20 protein-coding genes are annotated in these 23,233 nt (G+C 42.3%); 8 read left to right on the top strand and 12 right to left on the bottom strand.

Going from position 1 to position 23,233, the window contains the following annotated elements; all coding sequences use genetic code 11:
- Window positions 1-19: 19 nt before the first annotated feature.
- Window positions 20-1,831, top strand: coding sequence for a sodium:solute symporter family protein (locus ACFOWS_RS10465; RefSeq protein ID WP_379764240.1), 1,812 nt, complete (start codon window positions 20-22; stop codon window positions 1,829-1,831).
- A 44-nt stretch (window positions 1,832-1,875) separates the two neighbouring features.
- Here ACFOWS_RS10465 and ACFOWS_RS10460 read toward each other — a convergent pair whose 3' ends face one another.
- The 6 genes from ACFOWS_RS10460 to ACFOWS_RS10435 all read right to left on the bottom strand — a co-directional run bounded on the left by ACFOWS_RS10460 (window position 1,876) and on the right by ACFOWS_RS10435 (window position 9,486).
- On the bottom strand, window positions 1,876-2,958 hold the full coding sequence (locus tag ACFOWS_RS10460) for a serine hydrolase domain-containing protein (protein WP_379764238.1): 1,083 nt from the start codon (window positions 2,956-2,958) through the stop codon (window positions 1,876-1,878).
- A 1-nt stretch (window position 2,959) separates the two neighbouring features.
- Window positions 2,960-4,582: a serine hydrolase domain-containing protein gene (locus ACFOWS_RS10455; protein WP_379764236.1), complete on the bottom strand. Its 1,623-nt coding sequence runs from the start codon at window positions 4,580-4,582 to the stop codon at window positions 2,960-2,962.
- Between the two features lie 3 nt (window positions 4,583-4,585).
- The gene (locus ACFOWS_RS10450) at window positions 4,586-5,890 is read right to left on the bottom strand and encodes a M20/M25/M40 family metallo-hydrolase (RefSeq protein ID WP_379764234.1); all 1,305 of its coding nucleotides are present in this window, start codon (window positions 5,888-5,890) and stop codon (window positions 4,586-4,588) included.
- 5 nt (window positions 5,891-5,895) lie between these two features.
- On the bottom strand, window positions 5,896-7,485 hold the full coding sequence (locus ACFOWS_RS10445) for an N-acyl-D-amino-acid deacylase family protein (RefSeq protein WP_379764232.1): 1,590 nt from the start codon (window positions 7,483-7,485) through the stop codon (window positions 5,896-5,898).
- On the bottom strand, window positions 7,485-8,363 hold the full coding sequence (locus ACFOWS_RS10440) for an aminotransferase class IV (RefSeq protein WP_379764230.1): 879 nt from the start codon (window positions 8,361-8,363) through the stop codon (window positions 7,485-7,487). The genes ACFOWS_RS10445 and ACFOWS_RS10440 overlap by 1 nt, the downstream gene beginning before the upstream one ends.
- 160 nt (window positions 8,364-8,523) lie before the next feature.
- Window positions 8,524-9,486 (bottom strand): helix-turn-helix transcriptional regulator, encoded by a 963-nt coding sequence (locus ACFOWS_RS10435; RefSeq protein ID WP_379764518.1) that lies wholly within the window; start codon window positions 9,484-9,486, stop codon window positions 8,524-8,526.
- A gap of 219 nt (window positions 9,487-9,705) precedes the next feature.
- Between ACFOWS_RS10435 and ACFOWS_RS10430 the strand changes: the two genes are divergently transcribed.
- Both ACFOWS_RS10430 and ACFOWS_RS10425 read left to right on the top strand, forming a co-directional pair.
- Complete coding sequence (locus ACFOWS_RS10430; protein WP_379764228.1) at window positions 9,706-10,206, top strand: DinB family protein; 501 nt, start codon at window positions 9,706-9,708, stop codon at window positions 10,204-10,206.
- A 13-nt stretch (window positions 10,207-10,219) separates the two neighbouring features.
- Window positions 10,220-10,438: a hypothetical protein gene (locus ACFOWS_RS10425; protein ID WP_379764226.1), complete on the top strand. Its 219-nt coding sequence runs from the start codon at window positions 10,220-10,222 to the stop codon at window positions 10,436-10,438.
- A 25-nt stretch (window positions 10,439-10,463) separates the two neighbouring features.
- Here the strand turns inward: ACFOWS_RS10425 and ACFOWS_RS10420 are convergent, their stop codons facing one another.
- On the bottom strand, window positions 10,464-14,576 hold the full coding sequence (locus ACFOWS_RS10420; protein WP_379764224.1) for an FG-GAP-like repeat-containing protein: 4,113 nt from the start codon (window positions 14,574-14,576) through the stop codon (window positions 10,464-10,466).
- A gap of 146 nt (window positions 14,577-14,722) precedes the next feature.
- On the opposite strand from ACFOWS_RS10420, the gene ACFOWS_RS10415 reads away from it, so the two are divergent.
- Genes ACFOWS_RS10415 through ACFOWS_RS10400 form a run of 4 tightly spaced genes read left to right on the top strand, consistent with a single transcriptional unit; the run spans window position 14,723 to window position 17,639 of the window.
- Complete coding sequence (locus tag ACFOWS_RS10415) at window positions 14,723-15,244, top strand: 5' nucleotidase, NT5C type (protein ID WP_366588478.1); 522 nt, start codon at window positions 14,723-14,725, stop codon at window positions 15,242-15,244.
- An 8-nt stretch (window positions 15,245-15,252) separates the two neighbouring features.
- Complete coding sequence (locus tag ACFOWS_RS10410; RefSeq protein WP_379764222.1) at window positions 15,253-15,981, top strand: carboxylesterase family protein; 729 nt, start codon at window positions 15,253-15,255, stop codon at window positions 15,979-15,981.
- 5 nt (window positions 15,982-15,986) lie between these two features.
- A complete protein-coding gene (locus tag ACFOWS_RS10405) occupies window positions 15,987-16,694 on the top strand; it encodes a M15 family metallopeptidase (RefSeq protein ID WP_379764220.1) in 708 nt (235 codons plus the stop codon).
- A gap of 15 nt (window positions 16,695-16,709) precedes the next feature.
- The gene (locus tag ACFOWS_RS10400) at window positions 16,710-17,639 is read left to right on the top strand and encodes an alpha/beta hydrolase (RefSeq protein ID WP_379764218.1); all 930 of its coding nucleotides are present in this window, start codon (window positions 16,710-16,712) and stop codon (window positions 17,637-17,639) included.
- Window position 17,640: 1 nt separating this feature from the next.
- Here the strand turns inward: ACFOWS_RS10400 and ACFOWS_RS10395 are convergent, their stop codons facing one another.
- The 3 genes from ACFOWS_RS10395 to ACFOWS_RS10385 all read right to left on the bottom strand — a co-directional run bounded on the left by ACFOWS_RS10395 (window position 17,641) and on the right by ACFOWS_RS10385 (window position 20,584).
- Complete coding sequence (locus ACFOWS_RS10395) at window positions 17,641-18,756, bottom strand: THUMP-like domain-containing protein (protein WP_379764216.1); 1,116 nt, start codon at window positions 18,754-18,756, stop codon at window positions 17,641-17,643.
- A gap of 73 nt (window positions 18,757-18,829) precedes the next feature.
- On the bottom strand, window positions 18,830-19,930 hold the full coding sequence (locus tag ACFOWS_RS10390) for an AI-2E family transporter (RefSeq protein WP_379764214.1): 1,101 nt from the start codon (window positions 19,928-19,930) through the stop codon (window positions 18,830-18,832).
- A 3-nt stretch (window positions 19,931-19,933) separates the two neighbouring features.
- Window positions 19,934-20,584, bottom strand: coding sequence for a DUF4159 domain-containing protein (locus ACFOWS_RS10385; RefSeq protein WP_366588493.1), 651 nt, complete (start codon window positions 20,582-20,584; stop codon window positions 19,934-19,936).
- A 39-nt stretch (window positions 20,585-20,623) separates the two neighbouring features.
- On the opposite strand from ACFOWS_RS10385, the gene ACFOWS_RS10380 reads away from it, so the two are divergent.
- Complete coding sequence (locus ACFOWS_RS10380; RefSeq protein ID WP_379764212.1) at window positions 20,624-21,400, top strand: DUF1223 domain-containing protein; 777 nt, start codon at window positions 20,624-20,626, stop codon at window positions 21,398-21,400.
- On the opposite strand, the gene ACFOWS_RS10375 is transcribed toward ACFOWS_RS10380, so the two are convergent.
- Both ACFOWS_RS10375 and tsaD read right to left on the bottom strand, forming a co-directional pair.
- Window positions 21,397-22,101 carry a 16S rRNA (uracil(1498)-N(3))-methyltransferase gene (locus ACFOWS_RS10375; protein WP_379764210.1) on the bottom strand — a complete coding sequence of 235 codons (705 nt, stop codon included), beginning with the start codon at window positions 22,099-22,101 and terminating at the stop codon, window positions 21,397-21,399. The genes ACFOWS_RS10380 and ACFOWS_RS10375 overlap by 4 nt on opposite strands.
- Window positions 22,102-22,128: 27 nt before the next feature.
- Window positions 22,129-23,160, bottom strand: coding sequence for a tRNA (adenosine(37)-N6)-threonylcarbamoyltransferase complex transferase subunit TsaD (tsaD, locus tag ACFOWS_RS10370; protein WP_379764208.1), 1,032 nt, complete (start codon window positions 23,158-23,160; stop codon window positions 22,129-22,131).
- Window positions 23,161-23,233 lie beyond the last annotated feature (73 nt).

Genomic DNA, 23,233 nt, shown 5'->3' with positions numbered 1-23,233 from the left:
ATAAATAAAGCAGTATAGTATGATATCATTGAATACATGGGATATACTCATCATCTTCGGCTTTTTTGCCATAACCTTGGGCATTGGCATCTATGTATCAAAAAGCTCAGGAAAGAACAGTTCCGAGTTTTTCTTATCGGGTAAATCCATGCCTTGGTGGTTGCTGGGAATCTCTATGGTGGCCACAACGTTTTCTACCGATACTCCCAATTTGGTGACCGATATTGTCCGGACCAGTGGGGTTTCCGGAAACTGGGTCTGGTGGGCCTTTTTATTGACAGGTCTGCTTACTGTTTTTATTTATGCACGCCTCTGGCGGAAATCCAACGTAAATACGGATCTCGAATTTTATGAATTGCGATATGGCGGAAAACCAGCTCGTTTTCTTAGAGGTTTTCGGGCCATTTATTTAGGTGTGATTTTCAATGTCATTACCATGTCCGCGGTGACATTGGCTGCCATAAAAATAGGTGGTATCATGCTTGGGCTGGAACCATGGCAAACGGTTGTAAGTGCCGGACTCATTACGGTTATCTTCAGTGCCGTGGGAGGATTTAAAGGAGTTGTCTATACCGATTTTCTCCTGTTCTTCGTGGCAATGGGTGGCGCTATTGGTGCAGCCTATTATTTGGTGAACATCCCAGAAGTGGGTGGATTGGAAGCTTTACTATCCAACGAAAACGTAAAGGATAAGCTGGATATCTTACCCGATACCAGCAATACCCATACTTTAATAACCTTATTAATTATTCCATTGGCAGTGCAGTGGTGGAGTTCGTGGTATCCAGGTTCGGAGCCTGGAGGCGGTGGATATATTGCCCAGCGGATGCTTTCGGCCAAAAATGAAAAGCACGCCATTGGCGCTACTTTCTTTTTCAATATCATGCATTATGCCTTGCGTCCATGGCCTTGGATTTTGGTCGCACTTGCATCTTTGGTGGTATTTCCCGATTTGGAGAGCCTGCAACAAGCCTTTCCCATTGTAGCGGATGATAAGTTGGGGCATGATTTGGCGTATTCCGCCATGTTGACCAAACTACCTGCTGGATTGTTGGGATTGGTTTTGGCCTCTTTGGTGGCTGCCTACATGTCAACAATATCAACACAGCTCAATTGGGGCTCCTCCTATATCGTGTATGATTTTTACAAGCAACGCATCAATCCAGAAGCATCTGAAAAACGATTGGTGGCCGTAGGCCGGATTTCCACGGTTGGCCTGATGGTCTTGAGTGCACTCTTGGCCCTTTTGTTGCAAAATGCCCTTCAACTTTTTGAGGTGTTATTGGTTTTTGGAGCTGGTACCGGATTGATTTTTATCTTGAGATGGTTTTGGTGGCGTATCAATGCGTGGAGCGAGATTAACGCGATGTTCGTATCTGGAATACTATCCTTGCTGTTCAAATTGACTCCATTGGGAGATTATTTGTTTGCTACGGAGACAGGACTTTTACCCGATTGGATGGAATATCCCACCGTGGTAATCGTGACTACAGCGGCTTGGTTGATCGCGACCTACAGCACTTCTCCAGAAAGTACTGAAGTATTGAACAGCTTTTATAAAAAGATAAATCCCGGTGGTCCCGGTTGGAAAAAGGTTGTACAAGAGGCCAAAGCAGAGGGTACTGAACTGGATACAGGCGAAAAATGGAGCGTGCCTAAGGGTATTCAGGCTATGCTATATGGTACCGTGTTGATTTACAGTCTTTTATTCGCCACTGGATATTGGATTTATGGAAGGTGGACTGGAGCATTGATATTGACGGCTGTGGCCTTAATTTCAGGTTCAGTTTTAATATTGAAATGGCGACAGATTAAAGCTACGATTACCTAACAGCACAGCCAATTAAATAAGTTCAAGAGCGGCCCAAAAGACGGTTAGTTTTCCATAGTGAAGATTTCTGCCGCTTTTTGGGCCACTTTTATGCGGACAGCAGAAGGATTTACGCGACCATAGGCCGCCTTGGTCTTAAATACCAAAACGGTTTCAATGGCAGGATACACCGTAATATTTTGACCCATGGCACCTTTTCCAGAATAAGCACCTTCAAAACGCGGGTCGCTCACATCTTGCCATAACCACCACATATAACCATACCCATAATTGACCCCTGTACCTTCAAAAACAGGAACATTTTTGTTCAATTCGATATGGGAAGTGCGGGATTTCAACATCTCATCCACCCAAGCTTCACTAATAATTTGAACATCTTTCCACTTTCCTTTGTTCAACATTAAAAGACCAAGACGGGCCATATCACGTGTTGAAAACCACATGGGGTACGCCAAGTATTTAGAGATGGAGGTGTTGCCTTGTTTGTGCTGCAGCGAACGGTCCCAATCTTGCATATGCAACGGATTGGCCAGTTGTCGTTCTACTTCGTCATAAATGTTTTTTCCGGTTTCTTGTTCAAAAATGTATCCAGCGACGTTAAAATCCCAATTGCTGTACAACCAATAGCTTCCCGGTTGAACGGAACCACGCTTTGGCGCATATTCCTGCATCCCTCCGCCATACCCTTCTGGGTGGTACACCCCGGACCTGGCAGAAATAATATCCTGGATGGTAGCCGACTGCTCAATGGGAAGAATCCCCTCAACATCATCAATGCCCAGTTCTTTTATGGTTTTATTGAGACGAATGGTACCATCTTCAACATATTGGCCGTACAGCATCGAGAGCACGCTTTTTCGGATAGAGGCAATGTAACTGATTTCTTCAAGGTCACCATAATCAAAAACAACTTTGCCTTTATGGATAATCATAAGCCCGGTGATTTTTGTACTGTCCACCAAATACTCATGAAACGCTTCTGCCTTAGGGTTGTTCCATGCTTTGGTCTCAGCTTCGGAAGCCCAATGCCAAACCCGGTCTGGAAAGACCTGTGCTTTCGTCCCAATAAAACAAAGGAGAAACAATAGCGTAAAAAGTAAAGATGAGCGTTGTAAAATAGATTTCATATTAATTTGTTTTTTTGAACCAAAGATTGCGTACTCTTCCATTGGAAATCCACATCCCTGTGATTTTACCATCCTCTCGTTTAAATTTCAAAACCTCCAGGGGATAATCACCTACAAGTAGATCCTTGAACTTTTGCTTTACTGCCAATTCCCCGTGCCTAATGTGAAACGCATATAACTTTTCTTTTTTGATGAATAGGGAATACGCGGTATGGATTTCTGGACTGTAGTACGAACCAACATATTCATGTATAGATTCTTCTGTAAGTGGTTCTTCCTTAAATTTTTTAAAAGTCTGGGGCTTACCGCTATGGGGAATATAGGTGAACTGGTCGCCCTTAAACTGAATTCTGATATCTCGTTTTAGGGCTTCAAACTCATTTTCCTGAACCGGCAAAAAAGGGGTTTCTGATTTGCCAACGAGCAGGGTGTCCCCACGAATACCAAGTTCCAGTTCTTCGTAGGTTTCGTTGTCCCAATAGCTTCCCTGATACAATTCCATGGTGCTTTTTTCGACTTTGATGGTTTTTAGCTGTTTGCCGGTAAGCTTTACATCAAACAAAATACCGGCCACCTGATTGGATTTATCCGAGGGACCAGAAGATGAAAAATTGGTGATAATGGCAATACTGGTCTTAGCTTCAGGGTAAACCGCAATATTGGACCTGAACCCACCAATGGATCCACCATGGGATATCTTTTTTTTGCCGTACATCGCTTCAATGTTTACGCCAAATGCATACTGATTGTAACTTCCATCATTCAAAAGGTCCAATGTCAACATGGTTTCAAAGGCCTTTTCCCAATTGGGCAATGGGACGTAGTAATTCTTCAAATATTTTAATAAGTCGCCAGTGGTTGTATGCATGTTGCCAGACCCTATATACCCCCAATATTCCACGGCACGGGTAAACCCATTTTCTTTGGTGTAATAGGAAGTGGCATTGTTGGGAACAATCGCATCATAATGGGGTTCAACATAGGTGTTTTTCATGCCAAGGGGCTCAAAAACCTCCTTTTTCATGTATTCTACAAAGCTTTCGCCAGTGACTTTTTCAATAATGTTTGCCAAAAACATATAGCCTGTATTGCAATACATGTATTCAGAGCCGGGTTCAAAATTTAGGTCATCTTGCATGGCAATAATCCGATTTAGATCAGCATTGCTCCTTGCATCATCATTTCGCCATCCAGCTAAGGCAAACAAAGCATGGAGACTGCGAAGCCCACTGGTATGGTGCAACATTTGCCGAATGGTAATCTTATGCCCAAATTCTGGAAGACCATCTATATAGGTATCGATGGTGTCGTCCACAGAAAGTTTTCCTTGCAGGTGAAGCAGCACAATTCCCAAAGCACTAAATTGTTTGGACACCGAAGCCACATTAAATAGGGTTTCTGTGGTGTTGGGAATCAGATATTCCATGCTGGCCAAGCCATACGCTTTGGAAAAGATGATTTCATCCCCTTGCATAATTGCCACAGCACCACCAGGATGGTTTGGACGGTCCCAATCCAAAAACAAGCTATCGATTTGGGAAATTTTAGCTTCTACCTGAGCTGAAGCGAGACTCGCCCATAAAAGTGCAACTGAGAAGAGCAGGTTGGTGAAAGTCTTTGTCATATACTATTTTTCAAGTCCTGCTTGGGCCACTGTGATCAGTAAGGCCAGTTGAATGGATTCTGCGCCAGTCTCGTCATTCATATACCATTCATGAAGGGAGTGTGCACCTCCCCCTTGTCCGCCGCGACCAATACAGACCGATGGAATTCCTTTGGAAACCGGGATATTGATATTGGTAGAACCTCTTCCCAAAGAGGGCTCCACACCAAAATATTGAGTGGCGGCCATAGCTCTTTGAATCAGGGGTAGGGAAGCGGGAAGCTCCTCGGAAGGGCGATCACCAATTTTTATAAGTTTATAGGTTACCTCTCCTTTTACACCACTGGCATTATACGTTGAAATGGCTTTTTCCACGGATTTTATGAAGATATCTTCAATCCTGTCCAAATTTTTGGGGTCGATGGCACGCATATCAACCTCCATCCACGATTCAAACGGAATGGAATTAACCGAGGTTCCGCCTCCAATTCTGCCCACGTTAAAGCTGGTTTTGGAAATATCCCCCGCAGTGAAGGCCCAAGCATCTTTTGAGAACACATCAATAGCTTTGCCTAGGGCGTGATGGGGATTGGCCAACTCAAAATCGCCCCACGAATGCCCTCCTTTTCCACTGACAACCAATTTATAACGTTTGGAACCCAAACCGGCATTGCTGATTCTTCCAATACTACCACCATCAATCGCAATCCAAGAATCGATTTTGAGACCAGATTCGTTGAACATATATTTCATACCACGAAGGTCCCCAAGGCCTTCTTCGCCCACCGTTCCAACGATAAGTACATCTTTTTCGGTCTTAATATCTGCTTTGTTCATGGCCTTGAGCATACTGAGGAGCATGGTCAGTCCTCGTGTGTCGTCCCCTATGCCCGGGGCTTTTAAGGTGTCACCCACCTTTTTAACGGTTACATCGGTTCCTTCAGGGAAAACTACATCCATGTGCGCATCAACACCAACGTAGCCCGGCGTGCCTGAGGTTCCTTTTCGCAAAGCAATGACATTCCCTACTTTATCGGTCCAAATGCTATCGACACCAGCATCCACTAGCATCGAAGCAAAGACTTTCCCTCTTTTATCTTCTCCGAAGGGTGGCGCCAATACTTCGGTTAAGGTGATCAAATCCTTCATGGTCTGGTCCTCTTGTTCGATAATGTGGTCAAAAGCGGCTTGAACTTTCTTGGCCTTGGCCAATTTGTCAATTTCTTTGGTATACTTCTTTTCAATAGCTTGATTTCCTTGAGCCACACTCAACGAAGGGATTAGGAAAAATACCAATAGCAGGCTTGTAACAATTTGTTTCATATCCATTTCATCTATTTTTTTCGTAATATCATTCCAGACCTTAGGTCGTGAAATTCCCCATTATCCACAGCAAAAAAACCATTTACAATCACAAAATCAATTCCTTTGGGATATTGATGGGGTTTTTCAAAAGTGGCCTTGTCTATTATCGTTTCTGGGTTGAAAATGGTGATGTCGGCTCGCATACCTTCTTTGATTAAACCTCTATCAGTAAGGTTCAGACTTTGGGCGGGCAATAGGGTCATTTTTCGAATGGCCTCTGTCAATTCCAAAGTCTTTCTTTCTCTTACATAATGCCCTAAAACCCTTGGAAAAGTACCATACCAACGTGGATGGGGATGACCCATACCAGGTTCTACCAATCGGCCATCGGAGCCAATCATGGTTTGTGGATGTTGCATGATTCGGGTTACGTCTTCTTCGGCCATAGCATGGAAGACGCAGGATGCACCACCATTTAATTGTGCTTCAATGACCAAATCAGCCCCATTTTCTACGGTAGGTTCCAAACCTTTCTGTTCAGCCCAATATTTTAAGGTTTTACCCTCCAATTCGGGTTGCCATTCCACTTTGGCAAATTGAATTCGGTCCAAATTGGAACCACCGCGATCATTCAAAATGTTAAAAACGATTCCGTTTTTGATGCTGTCCCTCAAAGCAGGGTCAGTGGCTCTTTCGTCAAAGACCTCTTGACCGCCCGCCATGGACCAACTGGGAATGAGCACGGAAATTCCAGTATAGCTAGCTGCGTAGGGATATTGGTCCATTTTTATATCGAGACCTTTAGCACGAGCAGAATCGACCATTGCCAATGTGCGAACACTTTTCCCCCACATGGGTTTGCCAATGGCTTTATGGTGGGTCAATACCACCGGAATTTCTGCTTCGGCCGAAATTTGTATGGCTTCTTGAACCGCATCGAACAAACCTAAACCCTCTTCCCTAAGATGCGAAGTATAAATTCCACCGTGTTTTGACGCTACTTTGGACAGGGCAATGACTTCGTCTACCTCAGAAAACGCCCCTGGCAGATACTTGAGTCCGGTTGAAATTCCAAAGGCTCCCTCTTTCATGGCGCTATCAATCTGAGCTTCCATGGATTGCAGCTCATCTTGGGTTGGTGCCCGATTTTCCAGTCCCATAACATTCTTCCGGACGGTGTTGTGACCTATGAGATAGGCCACATTCATTCCGACTCCTTTTGCTTGAAGACCGTCCAAATAAGATTTTAGAGGCCAAGGCGAACTTCCGTCAGGTCCACCTAAAGCAGTAGTTACACCTTGCCGAACATGACTTTCGCATGATGGCAATTCCATGATAGGCTCTAAATGGGTGTGCATATCAATGAATCCTGGGGAAACGGCAAGACCGTCGACTTTAAGTATTCGAGCGGCTTTAGCTTCATCCAAATCACCTATCGCCACAATCATGGAATCCTTTATGGCAATATCAGTTTCAATCGGTGCATTTCCGGAGCCGTCATATACCGTTCCATCTAGGATAAGAATATCATATTCCGGGCCACCACAAGAAAAAATGACTATGAAAGAAAAGCTCAAAAATAGTTTGATCAGTAAGTCGGTGTTTAAATTTAGTTGCATTACAATACTAATTTTTCGGGTTCCAATTTTTTAAGCTCTGCAAATGCTTCCTGTAATTTTTTTGTAACCGGTCCGATGGTATCAGGAGCATGATAGGTATGGTCCCCGAGTTGTGCGATGGAGGCAATTTGGGTAGTGGTTCCAGTGAGGAATGCTTCATCCATTCCATCAATTTGGTCCACACCGATGGCTTTTTCCATTACGGGAATGTCCAAATCTTCACAGAGTTTCAGTACAATTTTTCGGGTAATGCCATCCAAAATCAATTGATTGGCTGGATGGGTGTAGACTTTTCCAGATTTTACAAAGAAAATATTAGTGTGTGAGCCTTCCGTAATGAACCCATCCCGGACCAAAACGGCTTCTTCCGCATTTTCCTCCATGGCTCTTTCATTGGCCATGACATTCCCTAAAAGGGAGATTGATTTTATATCGCACCTAAGCCATCTGTTATCGGAACGTAGAATGGCGTACACATTTTTTGTGTTGATATGGGGAAGCGAATAGGGTAGGGCGTACATCATGGTTGTTGGTCGTACATCTTTTGGAAAAGAGTGCTTCCTCGGAGCCACCCCTCGCGTCACCTGTATGTATATGAGACAAGGTTTGTTTAAAAGGTTGCTGGCCATTAAAAGTGGATTCAGATATGCTTCCATTTCAGCAACGTTGTAGTCAATTCCAATTTTTTCCAGATTTTGCTGAAGCCTTTGCCAATGAGCATCACCGTAAAAAAGGCCATTCTCTAATTGAACCATAACCTCGTAAATGCCATCTCCAAAGAGAAAACCACGGTCAAAAACGGAAATGGCGGCATCAACACCGGAAATCACTTTACCATTCAAAAATATTTTTTCAGGAAAATTACCTTTAGGCAGCATATTTTAGGGTTGGTTTAAAGCACGAAAAAAGTCTCGAAACGACTCTGCACGACTGTATGTGAAGGTAAAGGATATTTTCCTAAATTGAAACCTTACGCCCTATTTCCTGAGAGGTTTTTTACCCTATTAAAATGATAAAAAGTGTTTTCAACTTAGAGAATTATGCTGAAAGCATATCTTGGTTTTTTTGCAAGAGTTCTGCAATTCGTTTTTTGAGGTCTTCGGGTTCCACAATTTTGGCATAATCCCCGAACATAAGGTACCAACGGGCAAAACCATTTGCCAAATCTGTGGTCATAAACGTCATTTCCACTTCTCCATCTTTTGGTTTTTCAGATACAAAGCCATAATGTTTTTTGCTTCCCTGAATATATTTAGCCACCGTTTTGTTTACCAAAATGATGACCTTTGTTTTTTGGATTTCGTCGTTCTTGCTCCTATGCTCATCAATGGTACCGTGTTCCAGGGCAAAACTATGTGGGGTGCGTTTTATTTGCAATATCCTATCCGTCCGAAAGTGTCGATAATCTTTTCTGAGGTGGCAATAACCAAGGATATACCAAAAATTGTTCTCATGGAAGACCCCAACGGGTTCAATGTTTCTTTCTGAAGGGGCATCCTCCCGAAGTGATTCATATTTTAAAAAGACCTGTGTTTTTTCGGCAATACTTTCAAAAAGAATTTCAAGGGCATTGGGAATCGTTGCATTGAACAATTCTTGCCCCGGAAAAATGGATACTTGTGATTCCAAAGCTTCTACCCAAGCTTTTTCTTTACCGCGCAGCACCGATTTCAGTTTAAACATGGCAGATTCATAATACGTTCCCAGTGATTTATCGGTGAATTTTTGCATCAGTTTTTCAGCAGCCACAAAGCTCCCAGCCTCTTCCCGGGTGAACATAACCGGAGGTAAGCGATACCCCTCCATTATAGAATAGCCCACCCCGGCTTCACTAACAATGGGAACCCCTGATGCTTCCAAGGTTCGTATGTCGCGATAGATGGTTCTTAAGCTCACATCAAAGCGGTCGGCTAGTTCTTGGGCCTTAACAATGCGTTTGGATTGCAGCTGGATTAAGATGGCCACAATCCTATCAAAACGTTTAGCGGTATCCATTCCCATAATTGAGTGACCTATTTCCCAAAGATAGGATTTCAATCCAAGGTAGGTAGGCCATTTTTGGTTCATTCTTTCAGTTGTTAAATTCCAAAATTAGGATGGGTCACTGACAACGTATTGTCAACAAAGAAAATTTACCTTCCATTTTTTACTACTGACACGCCGTTGTCACACCCCCCATTTACCTTTGGTTTCAGAAACAAAATCCAAAAACAATGTATCATGAAAAACACAGTGGAACAACAAAAAGAATCAGCACAAGTCATTACACCTTCCCAACTTTTGGAGCACTGGCAAGGACACCGAAGGGTGACCCGAAGGGCAATCGAAGCCTTTCCAGAAAAAGAATTCTTTACCCACTCCATTGGCGGAATGCGTCCATTTTCAGCAATGGTTTGCGAACTACTGGCCATAGCTGTTCCAGGCCTTCAGGAAATAGTGTCGGGAGAACCCGCAACATTTAATGAGGACCTCAATCATGGCAATAGTAAGGCCAAAATCTTGGAATGGTGGGATGAGGCCACGGAACAAATCAATGCCTTATGGGCTAAGATTCCGGAAGAGCAGTTTCAGAAGCATGTAAAATTGTTTGGACAGTATGAAGGTCCTGTTCAATCCCAGATTTTCTATTTTATGGATAATGAAATCCATCACAGGGGTCAAGGTTATGTGTATTTGCGTTCACTGGGTGTAGAGCCACCACTTTTTTATGAGCGAAGCTAAATTGATTTTAGAAATGAAAAACGTATTGGTATTTAAAACATCTGTTTCTGGTAAAAGCGAAGTGAAAAAACTAAAACCTTTGCTGAACGGATTGGTAAACCAAAACGACTATTGGAATTTCGACTTGGAGGATTGTGATAATATCCTCCGGGTCGAGACCCAAAGTCTGAGTGCACCTTCCATATCATCCCTTTTGCAAAAAAGTGGTTTTAGTTGTGAGGAATTAGATTAATAGTTCTAAGAAGGTACCGCAAAGCCTATTTTTTGACCATTTTAAAGGAAACGGGATTCTCATTTTCGAGAACAACCACATAAACACCAGGTTTAAGATTACTTATGGAAAGGTGTATTTGATTGTTTTGAACGGTTTGCTCCGAGGACTGTATCAACTGGCCGTTCATACCGTAAATGAAAACGGGTAACGTCCCTACAATTCCATTGGTTTGGATAGTAGCTTCATCGGTATTTGGATTGGTAAAGACCACAGAATTTGAATCTAAACCAATGACTTCTGAATACACTCCTTCGCAAGGGATTTGGGATGATATTTTAAGAACATCACCTGATTTTACAGAAGCGCTGTAATTTTTGGAAGAAAATTGGTCAAGGACAATGCCATTGATTTCAAGGTTATAGGGGGGAGTTCCACCCTCAACTTGAATGGATGCCATTAGGCTATTGCTTTCACTGACCAATGTGGTACTTACAATGGTTGGGCTAACCTCGTTTATTACAATAGTGAAGCATTGTTCAACAGAGGGGTTGTTGGTAACCCCCAAACAGAGGGAATATTCTCCCGGGGCTAAATTTGGAATAGTGTAATTTGTATTGAAGAAGTAATCCTGCCCATTGAGGTTGGCGACGTAGTTGTAGTAATCTTTGGCAACAATTGATATTTGGCCATCGTTTTGGTCCACACAAGATTCACTGGTAATTTCAATGGTAAAATTATCGCTTGAAAATTCAGCTAATCCAGAATAGTAATCTTGAGCCAGCGCAAAGGCGTCCTTGCCTATTTTATCGCCCATTATTCTACCAGGGATATCATCTACGGGAGGATGGATGCCACCCCAAATTCGGGAAAGGCTGGTTTGCTCTGAGGCATCTTGGTAGGTGGCCCACTGAAGCACAAAACTTTCACTGGGACCTTGCTCAAAGACCAAGAACTTATTTTGTTCAATATCAAAAGTTCCCATTCCACCTGGGAAAAACTCATCCCCGGTCAATAAGGTCAATACCTCGGCCGCAGCTCTTGAAAATGTGGAATGCCCAGAAACATAACCTGCAAAAGGAGGGGTGACAAAGGTAGGTCTTTGGTACGGCCACCATTGAGTTCCCAAAATCCAACCCACACCGGCAAATTCCATAGTGGGATCGGTTATAGCATCATGCCCTCGCCATGCATAGATTTTTATTTTTCCAACATTTTCATCGGAAGCTCCTGCAAGGGGGTCCCCTGCTTCAATCAGTTCAATGCGGCCAGGCACCAAGGGTATTCCATGGGGATGGTAACTGGGCAACGAAGGATCGCTGCTCTGTCCGTTGTAAGCCATATATCGAATAGCTGAAACAGGTCGGATGAAGTCATAATACCCTTTTATGGCCCATGTGTTCACGGCAGCATCATGCATGGCTCCTCCCAATGCCAAATAGGATTTAACATCCCATTCCAGATCACTTAAGACAGGGCCTTCACCTCCAAATTGTTTGTTGACTTCGGGGTGGTCAGATACATAATTTAGTATAGTGAACCAATGCCCTGGAGGTGTTTCTGAATCGGGACCATCCGCCCAGAACTCTGCAAGGGCCCGGGCATAATCTGCACGTTTTACCAATTGCGGCTCGTAGGGTTGTTGGGTGAATGGATTAAGTGAGTGACCGGTACCAATATCACCACCGTCCATATAATTATAGAAATTTTTATATTCTTCAAATGTTGTAGGGTATAAAGAAATATCCACATTACCCAAAGCTCCAGGGCTGATATCAATAAGAGTTGGGTCATTGGGGTCCAAATGGGACGACCAAGAAGCCACCAAAGAGAAATGCCATTTGTAAGGATCATCGATTCCATTTCCATCCTGAATTAAAGGTGGTGCCCCAGGGTCCTGATAAATGTAGCTGTCAAAACCGTTGTTTAGTATGGACAAATCAGATTCTTTGAGTGCAAACGGGAGGACTTCTCCCCATTCCGGTCCTAGAAAAGGTGGCGTGGTCGCAGATATCACGTTGCCGCTTTGATCCACAAAACTTTCAAACTGTAAAGGTTGCCACCGGTTGGGATTGTTCAAGGTAATAGGTTGGTCATAGTTTTGCAGTTCAAGAGGTTCATTAACAGGCTGATAATGCTCATTGGCGTAGGCATTGGCTTCGTTGGCCCCATCTTGATTTCCAAAATTGACGATCTGTTCTGCCAAATAGTTGCCCAATGCGGCATAAGAACCATTTGTATAGTCCGTATCTATAAAATAAGGGTCATATTGTAAGTTGCTGAACAACTGATTGGTAATCTGAATGTTTGCTGTCACTCCCGGTGAATTGGCAAAACGATGTTGAAGCAGGCGATACATGGCATAACTCATTACCTCTTCAATGGCCTTATCCACATTTTCGGGTGTTTCAATGCCTTCAAACTTGCAACGAAACCCTTTGTACGATTTGCCAAGGAACACAGTTTCCGCTTCCTCCTGAAACACGGCCCAGGCATCATACATGGCTATGGCGCTGTGAAATAAGTTTCGACCATGCACCGTTGGTCTTGCAAAATCGTTACGTATTCCTTCCAACAGAGCCTCATTCCAAAGCCTTGCAATGGAATGTTTTTCTAGATTGAACTCGTTGTCGTTAGTATCACCGGCATTGTCAACGGGATTAGTGCCCTCAACCAAGGTTATGGTTTGGTTGGCGCTGATGTTTTCAAAACGGTCCACTATACCACTGAGCCATGTCACTTCAATATAGTCAACCGAGGATGCTTGTCCCAAACCTATAAATTCACTATTGCTGTTTTGAGAAATAAATCCTTCCCCGCATAGTGTGTACCTATAATAGGTTTGGCTGTCAACCCCAACTTTAATGTATGAGCCTATACCCATTCGATTACTTTCGGTGCCTTGGAGTTTGATTTTTAACCAGTTGTTAGTGGTGTTCGTTGTATTCTTCCATACATCTATGGGCTCATCATAGGTATTTACCACAACAATATCGGGTAGGCCATCATTGTTGATATCACCGATGGCATTGCCATAACTGCTTGCCATATCTCCTTCAAATCCAGTATTATTTGGTATTGAATACATTCCATCCCCATTATTTTCAAAATAGGCCATTGACGGTCTTCCATCGCTTCCATCTAGGTGACTGCTAACAAAAAGATCTAAATCAGTATCATTTTCCGTGTCCAAAAACACGGCTCCCCAAGCATAACCATCAAACCTGCTACCATTTTCCAAAGCTATATTGGAGAATGTTCCATTTCTGTTGTTCCGCATAAATGCATTTCCAACAATGTCCCCCGCGAAGGGAGGGTAAATATTGGTTATATAGGCATCCAAAAAACCATCATTGTCGTAGTCGTCTATTGTGGTAGACATCCCATCGACGAGAATATCCATTCCTGAAAGGATACTAACATCATCAAAAGTTCCATCACCTCTGTTACGGTACAGGGTGTTTGGAATGTACCCCCTATCGTTGGCTAAGAGAATATCTTGAAAACCATCGCGGTCATAGTCTAAAAAGGCTACACTTTGGGTGACTTTACGTGTTAAATCAAGGTTGGCGGATTGAGTGACGTCCGTGAAAGTACCATCACCATTGTTGTGATAAAGCAAATTGTAGTTATCTTCATCTGGGGTTCTAACCATCAAAAAAGGATCTAAATAACCATCATTATCATAATCACCCCATGACGCCCCCCAGTAAGCAAAAGAGGGTATGGCCAATTTAGACTGAGCTAAAATATCAGTGAAATTTCCACCCCCATCATTTCTATAAAACCAACATTGACCTGTAGTGCTGGTTGCAAAAAAATCGTTGTCGCCGTCATTGTCAAAATCAACCCAGATAGCTTGTCTTGATTGTACCCCATTACTTGAAATGGGTAGGTTTTGCAGTTGAAATGAACCACCTATGTTTCTTAGAAACTGAAAATCTCTATTGTTCGAGGCCGGTATGGTTATATCATCCCACCCATCGTTGTCATAATCAAAGAATGAAACCCCAGGACCTATTTGACCTTCGATGTCACCATAAGTAATCTCTTCATTTTCGCTTATTACAGGAATCCTTTCAAATTTGTCCTGCCCCACCGCAACAACTCCTTGAAAAAAGATACTGCCAATCAGCACTAATTGATGCCAATACTTCATAAAAAAGCTCCACTTAATTAAACACAATATTAACAATAAGTTTTAAAATGGAGGATTATGTAAAAGAGTGTTATAAAAACAGTATATTTTTGATTTCATTTTGGAAGAGAATCCTTTTTGTTTTTCTTCAAGCTAAAATCTAAATCATGACCATTTTTGTGGATATGGACGAGGTGATGGCCGATGCTTATGGAGCCCATCTTGAACTATACAATGCAGAGTTCAATGCAAACTTGACTTTGGAGGATTGCTATGGTAAAGAAGCATGGCAATGTGTTCCCGAAGAGCACCAAGATACCGTTAGAGGGCATAATTGGCGGATAGGATATTTTAGAAACCTAAAGGTAATTCCGGATAGTCAAGAAGTACTTCGTGAGTTGAGTAAAAAGCATGATGTCTATATAGCTTCTGCGGCCATGGAATTTCCCAATTCACTTAAAGAAAAGTCAGACTGGCTGGATGAATTCTTTCCCTTCATCACGTGGAAAAAGCGAATTTTGTGTGGCGATAAAAACATCTTAAAAGGGGATGTGCTTATTGATGACCGCAGCAAAAACCTTACCTATTTTGATGGAAGAAGCATTATGTTCACCTCACCCCACAATACCAACACCACAGATTTTGAACGTGCCAATAATTGGATGGAAATCGCGGACAAACTTTTGTAACTTACAGCATGTTAATTCGCCAACTGATTTCCCATTTACTTCTACTGGGCACTGTTTTCTTATTTCAGGCTTGTTCTGCACAATCCCATTTGGTAGAAGATGAAGCTCAGACGGTTACCAAAGAAAACCTTCGGTATTATTTATACTATCCAGAGGATTATTTTGATGAACCAAGTAAAGATTTTGGATTGCTACTTTTTCTTCACGGAGGAGGTGAGTCCGGAAGGGAATTACTGCATATAAAGAAAAATGGGCCACCCAAATTGCTGATTGAAGGAAAGCAATTTCCGTTTTTGATTTTGGCGCCGCAGAATCCTCATGAAAAAATGTGGTGGAACACACAGGCGGTTAACCAATTATTGGATTCCGTTATTGATGCAAATCGGGTGGACAAGAGGAGAATCTATTTAACGGGCCTTAGTCGGGGAGGTAGTGCGGCTTGGGAAATGGCCACACAGTATCCAGATAAATTTGCCGCTATGGCCGTAGTCTGTGGGATGGCGCCGGTGCCTTATGCGCATTGGATTGACAGGAACATGCCCATTTGGGTCTTTCATGGGGATAAAGACGAAATCATTGATGTGGAAGAATCGGATAAAATGGTGAGTAAGCTCAAAGAAATGAATTATGATGTAAGATACACCAGATACCAAGATGTTGGTCATAATGCTTGGGACAGGGCATACACTACCGATTCATTGTACACATGGATGGCCAAACAGAAACGCATAAATTGACTCAAATGAGATATTTGTTGCTTAGTTTGATTGCACTTACCTTTTTCAATTGTCGGGAAAAACCAAAGGAAGAGAAGGTAGTGGAACAAAAACGCATTGTTGTTAAGGAAGTTGACACTATGGTTGAGCCTGTTAAAAAGCTAAAATCTTTTGAAGGTCTCGCCGATACCACTTTTGTACGTTTGGCGGATTTTAGTGATGATTTTGCTTATGATATGCGGTACGCCACTGAAAACAATTTTTTAAAGGCGAAGGTGTATGATTGTGCGGAATGCTATACCCGGGTAAAAACCGCAAGAGCACTGATAGAGGCTAATAAAGACTTTTTGGAAAAGGGTGTCAAAATTAAATTTTTCGACTGTTATCGACCTAATTCAGTGCAATACAAGATGTGGGAAATAGTTCCCAATCCCCAATATGTGGCCAATCCTGTAAAGGGATCAATTCATAACAAGGGTGGGGCCGTGGACATCACTTTGGTTGATTTAGAGGGCAACGAACTGAACATGGGTACCGATTTTGATTTCTTCGGAAAAAGGGCATACCACGATAATTTGGACCTCCCCCAAGAAATTTTGGACAATCGTAAATTGCTGAAGGAAACCATGGAGAAGCATGGTTTCTGGTCCATCCGAACAGAATGGTGGCATTATAATTTATCAGCTGCTTCCAACGATAAGGTGGCCAATTTTAAATGGGACTGTAAAGAATAACTAAAAACAAACAGAGTGAAATATTCAAAACACACATCAATTTTCGTGACGCTCATTGGCCTATTCACCATGAGTCTCTCGGCACAAGACACCATTATGCCCTTGTGGTCCAAGAAAATTCCAAATCAGGAACCATCAAATGAAAAGGAAAAAATAGAGACTGAACGGTTCAAATGGATAAGCAATGTTCAAGAACCCACCATTGAAGTGTATTTGCCCACAAAGAGCAATGCCAATGGACAAGCGGTGGTTATTTTTCCGGGCGGTGGCTATTATGGACTAGCGTACGATTGGGAGGGAATTGACATGGCCAAGGCATTAAACTCTAGGGGAGTGGCCGGGATTGTTGTGAAATATCGTCTGCCATTGTCCAAATCCATTGTAAAGGAAAAAGAAGTCGTTCCCTTGCAAGATGCCCAAAGAGCCATTCGTTTGGTGAGAAGCAAAGCCGCTGAGTGGAATATTTCGGAAGAAAAGATTGGAATCATGGGCTTTTCTGCAGGTGGACACCTAGCCTCCACACTTGGCACCCATTACGAGGACGACGTTTATGAAAAACAGGATGAAGCTGATGATGTAAGTGCACGACCCAATTTTATGGCCTTAATCTACCCCGTGATTTCCATGGAGAAATCCACGACCCATACAGGATCAAGAGGGGCATTGTTAGGAGATAACCCTTCAGATGAGATGTCTGACCGATTTTCAGCAAACAAAAATGTCACCAAGGATACTCCACCCACTTTTTTGTTGCATGCTCAGGATGATGAAGGTGTCCCGGTTGAAAATAGTATTTTGATGTTCAGTGCGCTTAAAAAGGAAAATGTTCCGGTGACTATGCATATTTATCCGAAGGGTGGGCATGGATTTTCGTTGGCTCTGCAGGATAAACGCCTGAACAATTGGATGACTCTATTATATGAATGGTTGGATAATCTGGAATAGGTCATTCCCATTTTTTGCATTCCAGTACCATTAGATCATCAGGGAAAGTTTTCGTGAAGAAGAGATAGGTTTCGCCTCCCTCCTTGATTTTATGTTTTTTTCGAATTTCAGCTACGGACATGGGGAAATTCCGCGTTGTGATGTTTGCTTTTTGCTGTGAAAATTCCTTTACGTTGCTTTTGGAATAGGGTAGTGCCCTTATTATGGAAAACCGTCTTCCAGGAAAGTTTATTGGGCCATTTGACGTATATAGATGTGAATGTTGGTGTAATTTTTTTAGGCCGTAGGCATTCGCCACCGATTTAAATGCTCCTGATTTTAAAATAGCCGAATTGGGTTCATAGAGATAGTTTTCAGGTGAGCCGAATTCCACTTTAACATGGGGTTCATCCTCATGGTTGAAATTGAAAGTCACTTCTTCTTCATGGACCAGATTGATGGTTTTAATTCTTACTGAGCCGTCATAATCTTGCTCCAAATGAAAGAGCAGTTCCTTCACCTCATTTTGAATGGCAACGACATGAACCTCCTTTACGAAATCGAGTTCTTCGATACCTTGTTTGATGTCCAAAAGAGGAGAGGCTTTTACCAAAATATTTTTGGATTTTTTGAAAAGGAGAGGAAGGTGTTTTGGAAGATTGGGGAGACAGTCTTTGAACAAAAACACTTTTCCAATTTCATCGTTTCGTCGCGAAGGGTCCACAAATATCCAATCAAATTTTTTGTCGGTTTCGTTCAAAAAATCAATACCATTTTGTGAAAGACAAACGATGCTTTTTTGACCCAAAACCTCGAAATTGTGCTGGGCAATTTCACTCAGATTTGTATTGATTTCACAATGAAAAACCGTGTCGATTTTTTTAGAAAAATAATAGGTGTCAACGCCCAATCCTCCGGTTAGGTCCAGCAGTGTTTTTCCATCTACCAAACCTGATTTGTAACGTGCAGTTTCCTCGGAACTGGTTTGCTCAATATTGAGTTTGTTGGGGTAATAAATGTTTGGGGTATTGAACCAAGAAGGTAACTTATCCTTGCACTTTTTCTTGGCTTCCAACTGTTCTGCAAGCTCTTTCTGGGAAATGCCCTCAAATACCGGCTTTTTGAGTAGGACTGACACGATGTCAGCTCTCCAATTTTTTTTTATAAATTCCTGTATACCAGTATTTAATATGAATTTATTCAAACGTATACTATAAGTTTTTCGTAAACTTTTTCACAAAGGAGTTTTCGTCCATAAATTCCTTTAAAATCACTTTTATTGCGGTATATCCAGGTACGGCTACCACCATACCTACCACTCCAAAAAGTAAGCCTGCAATGATAATGACCAAGAAGATTTCCAGTGGGTGGGATTTAACACTGGTGGAAAAAATAAAGGGCTGTGAAAAGAAATTATCGATAAGCTGGCCAATCACCAAACCGATTAAAACATAGAAGGCTTTTGGTAAAATTACCGTACTAAAATCAGCTCCCAAATAGCTGGTCATGGTTAGGGTAATCATAATGGCTCCCCCGATGATTGGACCCACGTAAGGAATGATATTGAAAAGGGCACAAAGGAATGCAATTACGATGGCATTTTCCACACCAACAATCAACAGTGAAATGGTGTAAATAACAAATAGAATGAAAAGCTGCAACAGAATTCCGGCAAAGTATCTTGAGAGCAATCCGTTGATCTTGTCAATGGATTTCACCAGATTACTTTCCTTGTTGTCCGGCACAAAAGTGAGTAAACCGTTTTGGAAAAGTTTGCTGTCTTTGAGAAAGAAAAATGAGATAAATAGAACTGAGAAAAGACCAATGCTAAAATTGCTCAATGTGTTCACAAATGAGTTGAGGAAATTTGGGATAAAACCAAAGTTCAGGTCTTTGAGCATACTTTCCTCAAGCTGGGATTCCTCAATCAAATCTTCCACATTTCCCGAGGTAGCCCCAAAATATTCTAAAATTTGAACGTACAGGGTATTGATATCGGCCTTTAAAGCCTCAATGTCCAAAAGGGAAAGATTTTTACTTTGTTCCGTAATTAATGGAATGAACAGTGCCAATATTCCAAGAAAAATACCGAGCATAAATACCATGGTGGTCACCACGGCCAAGGTATTGGGAAATTTCAGTTTTCTTCGTAAGAACAAAACAATCGGCCTGCCCAACAAGGCAATGACCACGGCTATGGCCAAATAGGCTATAACAGATTGAATTTTGTACAGGAAATAGCACAGAAGAACTACCGCTGCAATAATGGTTACGGCCCTTAAAACTCCGTTTGCTATGGTCTTTGATGTCATGGATTAACTTTTAAAGGCATATTCCAAGATATTTGCTCCCATTTGAAGCGCTTTTAACCGAACATCCTCGGGGTCGTTGTGCACGGAAGGGTCTTCCCAGCCATCTCCTAAATCTGATTCAAAAGTAAATAGGAGTATAAGTCTTCCGTTTTCAAAAATGCCAAGGGCCTGTGGCCTTTTGCCATCATGCTCATGTATTTTGGGGAGTCCATCGGGGAATTGATATTTTTGATTGAATACAGGATGGTCCGCTCCTAGTTCCTCCAACTGTTTTTCAGGAAATACTTTTTTCAGTTCCCGTTCTAAATATGGGGCCATGCCATAGTTGTCATCAATATGCAAAAACCCTCCGGAAAGAAGATAAGTTCTTAGATTCTCTGCTTCTTCATCGGTAAAAAAGACATTTCCGTGACCGGTCATGTGGAGGAATGGATATTTGAAAATGGTAACGCTCCCAGTTTCCACAGTTTCGGGTTCTGGAGCGATTCGTGTACCAATGTTGGCATTACAAAATTGAATGAGGTTGGGCAAAGCTGTTGGATTGGAATACCAATCACCACCACCGCCATATTTAAGGATGGCAATTTCCTGTGCGTGGACCATGGCCATCATAAAAAACGTTAAAATACAGCTGTACAGGGTAAGTTGCCTCATGTAAATCCGATTAACCAACTAGTCAAAAGTACAGTATTCATGATTAAAAAAATCATATTTCTCTCATTTGCCTTTTTTGGGATGTCGCTAATGGCGTTGTACACCGCCAACGTTGGTAAAAATCAAAAGCCAAGAATCAATTTAAAGCATGGGGATTCCTTTGTTGTGTTGGAACTTTTTACCTCACAGGGTTGTTCCAGTTGCCCACCTGCAGATGCACTATTGGAAAGGGTTCAGAAAGAATTTCCCAAATCGGTTTTTGCCTTGTCGTACCATGTGGATTATTGGGATTATATTGGTTGGAAGGACCCTTTTGCCAAATCGGCCTATACCAAAAAGCAAAGTGCTTATAATAGAAAATTTCGTTCTCCAAACAATTATACACCGCAAATAGTGGTCAATGGAAAGGAACATTTTGTAGGGTCCAATTCAACTACGGCACATGCCAAAATTAAATTCTATTCCACAAAGAATAAGGGTTATGGGATAAAGCTAGAGTCTGTAAAAGCTATCGATGATCAAGTTAATTTTGAATATTCCACTATTGGTGATATAAACCAGAAATCATTGAGAGCTGTTTTGGTGATTGACGAGCGGACAACTCAGGTGAAAAGAGGTGAAAATAGAAATAGGACGCTTCGCAATACAAATATTGTGGTTGCAGAGCAATATATCGATTTGGAGCGTCAATCTGGAATAGCTTCAATCAATATTCCATATTTGGTATCCCCAACGGATGACCTGACTCTTGTATTAGTGATGGAGTCTGAAAATCTGGATATTATCGCTGCTGCCAAAACTGCGATAAACAACTAACCATTGATTATTGCCACGGTAGTACAGGCTACCACAGCAGCGGTTTCGGTACGCAAACGCGTGTTTCCCAACGATATGGGGATAAAGCCTTTTTCCCGGGCTAAATCTATTTCCTCCTTGGAGAAATCTCCCTCAGGTCCAATGAGAATGATGATATCCATATCAGCGATTACACGTCGTTTCAATTCCATTTTATCCCCATTATCACAATGACCTATAAATTTGAGTCCGGTATGCGGCTCTTCCACAAAAGTTTTAAGCGGTGTAACCGGATTGAGTTTTGGAAGAATGGTTTGTAAGGATTGTTTCATGGCCGATTGGAGCATGCGTTCCATCCGTTCCAGTTTTAGGGTCTTTCGTTCGGAGTTGTCACAAATGATAGGAGTGATTTCATCAACCCCAATTTCCGTAGCTTTTTCAAGGAACCACTCATAACGATCGTTCATTTTGGTTGGCGCCACGGCTAGGTGTACATGGTACCGCTTAGGAATCGACTTTTTGGTTGAAATGATTCGGGCTTTGCATTTCTTCGGGTCAGCCTTTAATATTTCTGCCTCAAACAAATACCCCTTTCCATTGGTGATGAGCAAAACATCACCTTCCTTTTTACGTAACACCCGGACAATATGTTTGCTTTCCTCTGCTGAAAAGACAAACTGTGTGGCACTATGATCCAGACTGGGGTCGTAAAAGAGCTGCATTGATTTAGTTTCGTTGTTTTGGCCTAATTATTTGCTTCCAATGGCATAGCGCGCCTTAGCAGCTACACTCTGGTCCGTAAAATCACCTTCCATAAATTTAAGATAACCAACAATACCGATCATAGCGGCATTATCGGTGCAATATTCAAATTTAGGGATATAGGTTGTCCAGCCAAGAGATTTCTCGGCTTCTTTTAAACGAGTTCGTATGCCAGAATTGGCCGCAACCCCACCGCCTATGGCAATTTGTTTGATTCCGGTCTGTTCAACGGCAAGTTGTAGCTTTTCCATTAAGATTTCTAGAATGGTATACTGCACCGAGGCACAAATATCATCGATATTTTCTGAAACAAAATCGGGATTCTTTTGGGTCTCCCTTTGCAGAAAATAAAGGATGCTGGTCTTTAATCCACTAAAACTGAAGTTGAGTCCATCTACCTTCGGCTTTGGAAAATCATAGGCCAACGGGTTGCCCTGCCGTGCATGCTTATCCACCAATGGTCCACCGGGATAGGGAAGTCCCATGAGTTTGGCACTTTTATCAAAAGCTTCGCCAACGGCATCGTCCAAGGTTTCACCTAACACTTCCATGGTAAAATAATCGGTAACCTTCACAATTTGGGTATGTCCACCGCTTATGGTCATGGCCAAAAACGGAAATGTAGGAGGTGTCCGGGTTTCATCCTCAATAAAATGGGCCAAAATATGCGCCTCCATATGGTTTACCTCTATTAAGGGAATGTTTAGGCCGAGCGCCAACGATTTGGCAAATGAGGTACCCACCAGCAGTGAACCCATGAGTCCGGGGCCGCGCGTAAAGGCTATGGCAGATAGTTGTTTTTTGTCGATATTTGCCTTGGCCAAGGCTTGGTGTACCACAGGGACAATGTTTTGTTGATGGGCCCGCGATGCCAACTCTGGGACAACACCTCCATATTGCTTGTGGATTTCTTGTGTGGCCACCACATTGCTCAGTACCTTTGTATTGCAGAGAATGGCGGCAGAAGTATCATCACACGATGATTCAATTGCAAGAATATAATTTTTTGAATTTACCACTGGCTTTGGAACAAAAATTGGACATCAAAGGTAAAACATAAAGCCCTATCAAAAAACTTCGGAAAATACTACT

The sequence above is a fragment of the Flagellimonas marina genome (genome assembly GCF_042651185.1).
In the GTDB taxonomy this organism is placed as follows: domain Bacteria; phylum Bacteroidota; class Bacteroidia; order Flavobacteriales; family Flavobacteriaceae; genus Flagellimonas; species Flagellimonas marina.
This window is presented reverse-complemented; position numbering and strand designations above follow the sequence as displayed.

Bases quoted from the DNA above. Each gene is read 5' to 3' on its own strand.
- ACFOWS_RS10465 (WP_379764240.1), top strand. From the start codon at position 20: ATGATATCATTGAATACATGGGATATACTCATCATCTTCGGCTTTTTT.
- ACFOWS_RS10460 (WP_379764238.1), bottom strand. From the start codon at position 2,958: ATGAAATCTATTTTACAACGCTCATCTTTACTTTTTACGCTATTGTTT.
- ACFOWS_RS10455 (WP_379764236.1), bottom strand. From the start codon at position 4,582: ATGACAAAGACTTTCACCAACCTGCTCTTCTCAGTTGCACTTTTATGG.
- ACFOWS_RS10450 (WP_379764234.1), bottom strand. From the start codon at position 5,890: ATGGATATGAAACAAATTGTTACAAGCCTGCTATTGGTATTTTTCCTA.
- ACFOWS_RS10445 (WP_379764232.1), bottom strand. From the start codon at position 7,485: ATGCAACTAAATTTAAACACCGACTTACTGATCAAACTATTTTTGAGC.
- ACFOWS_RS10440 (WP_379764230.1), bottom strand. From the start codon at position 8,363: ATGCTGCCTAAAGGTAATTTTCCTGAAAAAATATTTTTGAATGGTAAA.
- ACFOWS_RS10435 (WP_379764518.1), bottom strand. From the start codon at position 9,486: ATGGGAATGGATACCGCTAAACGTTTTGATAGGATTGTGGCCATCTTA.
- ACFOWS_RS10430 (WP_379764228.1), top strand. From the start codon at position 9,706: ATGAAAAACACAGTGGAACAACAAAAAGAATCAGCACAAGTCATTACA.
- ACFOWS_RS10425 (WP_379764226.1), top strand. From the start codon at position 10,220: ATGAAAAACGTATTGGTATTTAAAACATCTGTTTCTGGTAAAAGCGAA.
- ACFOWS_RS10420 (WP_379764224.1), bottom strand. From the start codon at position 14,576: ATGAAGTATTGGCATCAATTAGTGCTGATTGGCAGTATCTTTTTTCAA.
- ACFOWS_RS10415 (WP_366588478.1), top strand. From the start codon at position 14,723: ATGACCATTTTTGTGGATATGGACGAGGTGATGGCCGATGCTTATGGA.
- ACFOWS_RS10410 (WP_379764222.1), top strand. From the start codon at position 15,253: ATGTTAATTCGCCAACTGATTTCCCATTTACTTCTACTGGGCACTGTT.
- ACFOWS_RS10405 (WP_379764220.1), top strand. From the start codon at position 15,987: ATGAGATATTTGTTGCTTAGTTTGATTGCACTTACCTTTTTCAATTGT.
- ACFOWS_RS10390 (WP_379764214.1), bottom strand. From the start codon at position 19,930: ATGACATCAAAGACCATAGCAAACGGAGTTTTAAGGGCCGTAACCATT.
- ACFOWS_RS10385 (WP_366588493.1), bottom strand. From the start codon at position 20,584: ATGAGGCAACTTACCCTGTACAGCTGTATTTTAACGTTTTTTATGATG.
- ACFOWS_RS10380 (WP_379764212.1), top strand. From the start codon at position 20,624: ATGATTAAAAAAATCATATTTCTCTCATTTGCCTTTTTTGGGATGTCG.
- ACFOWS_RS10375 (WP_379764210.1), bottom strand. From the start codon at position 22,101: ATGCAGCTCTTTTACGACCCCAGTCTGGATCATAGTGCCACACAGTTT.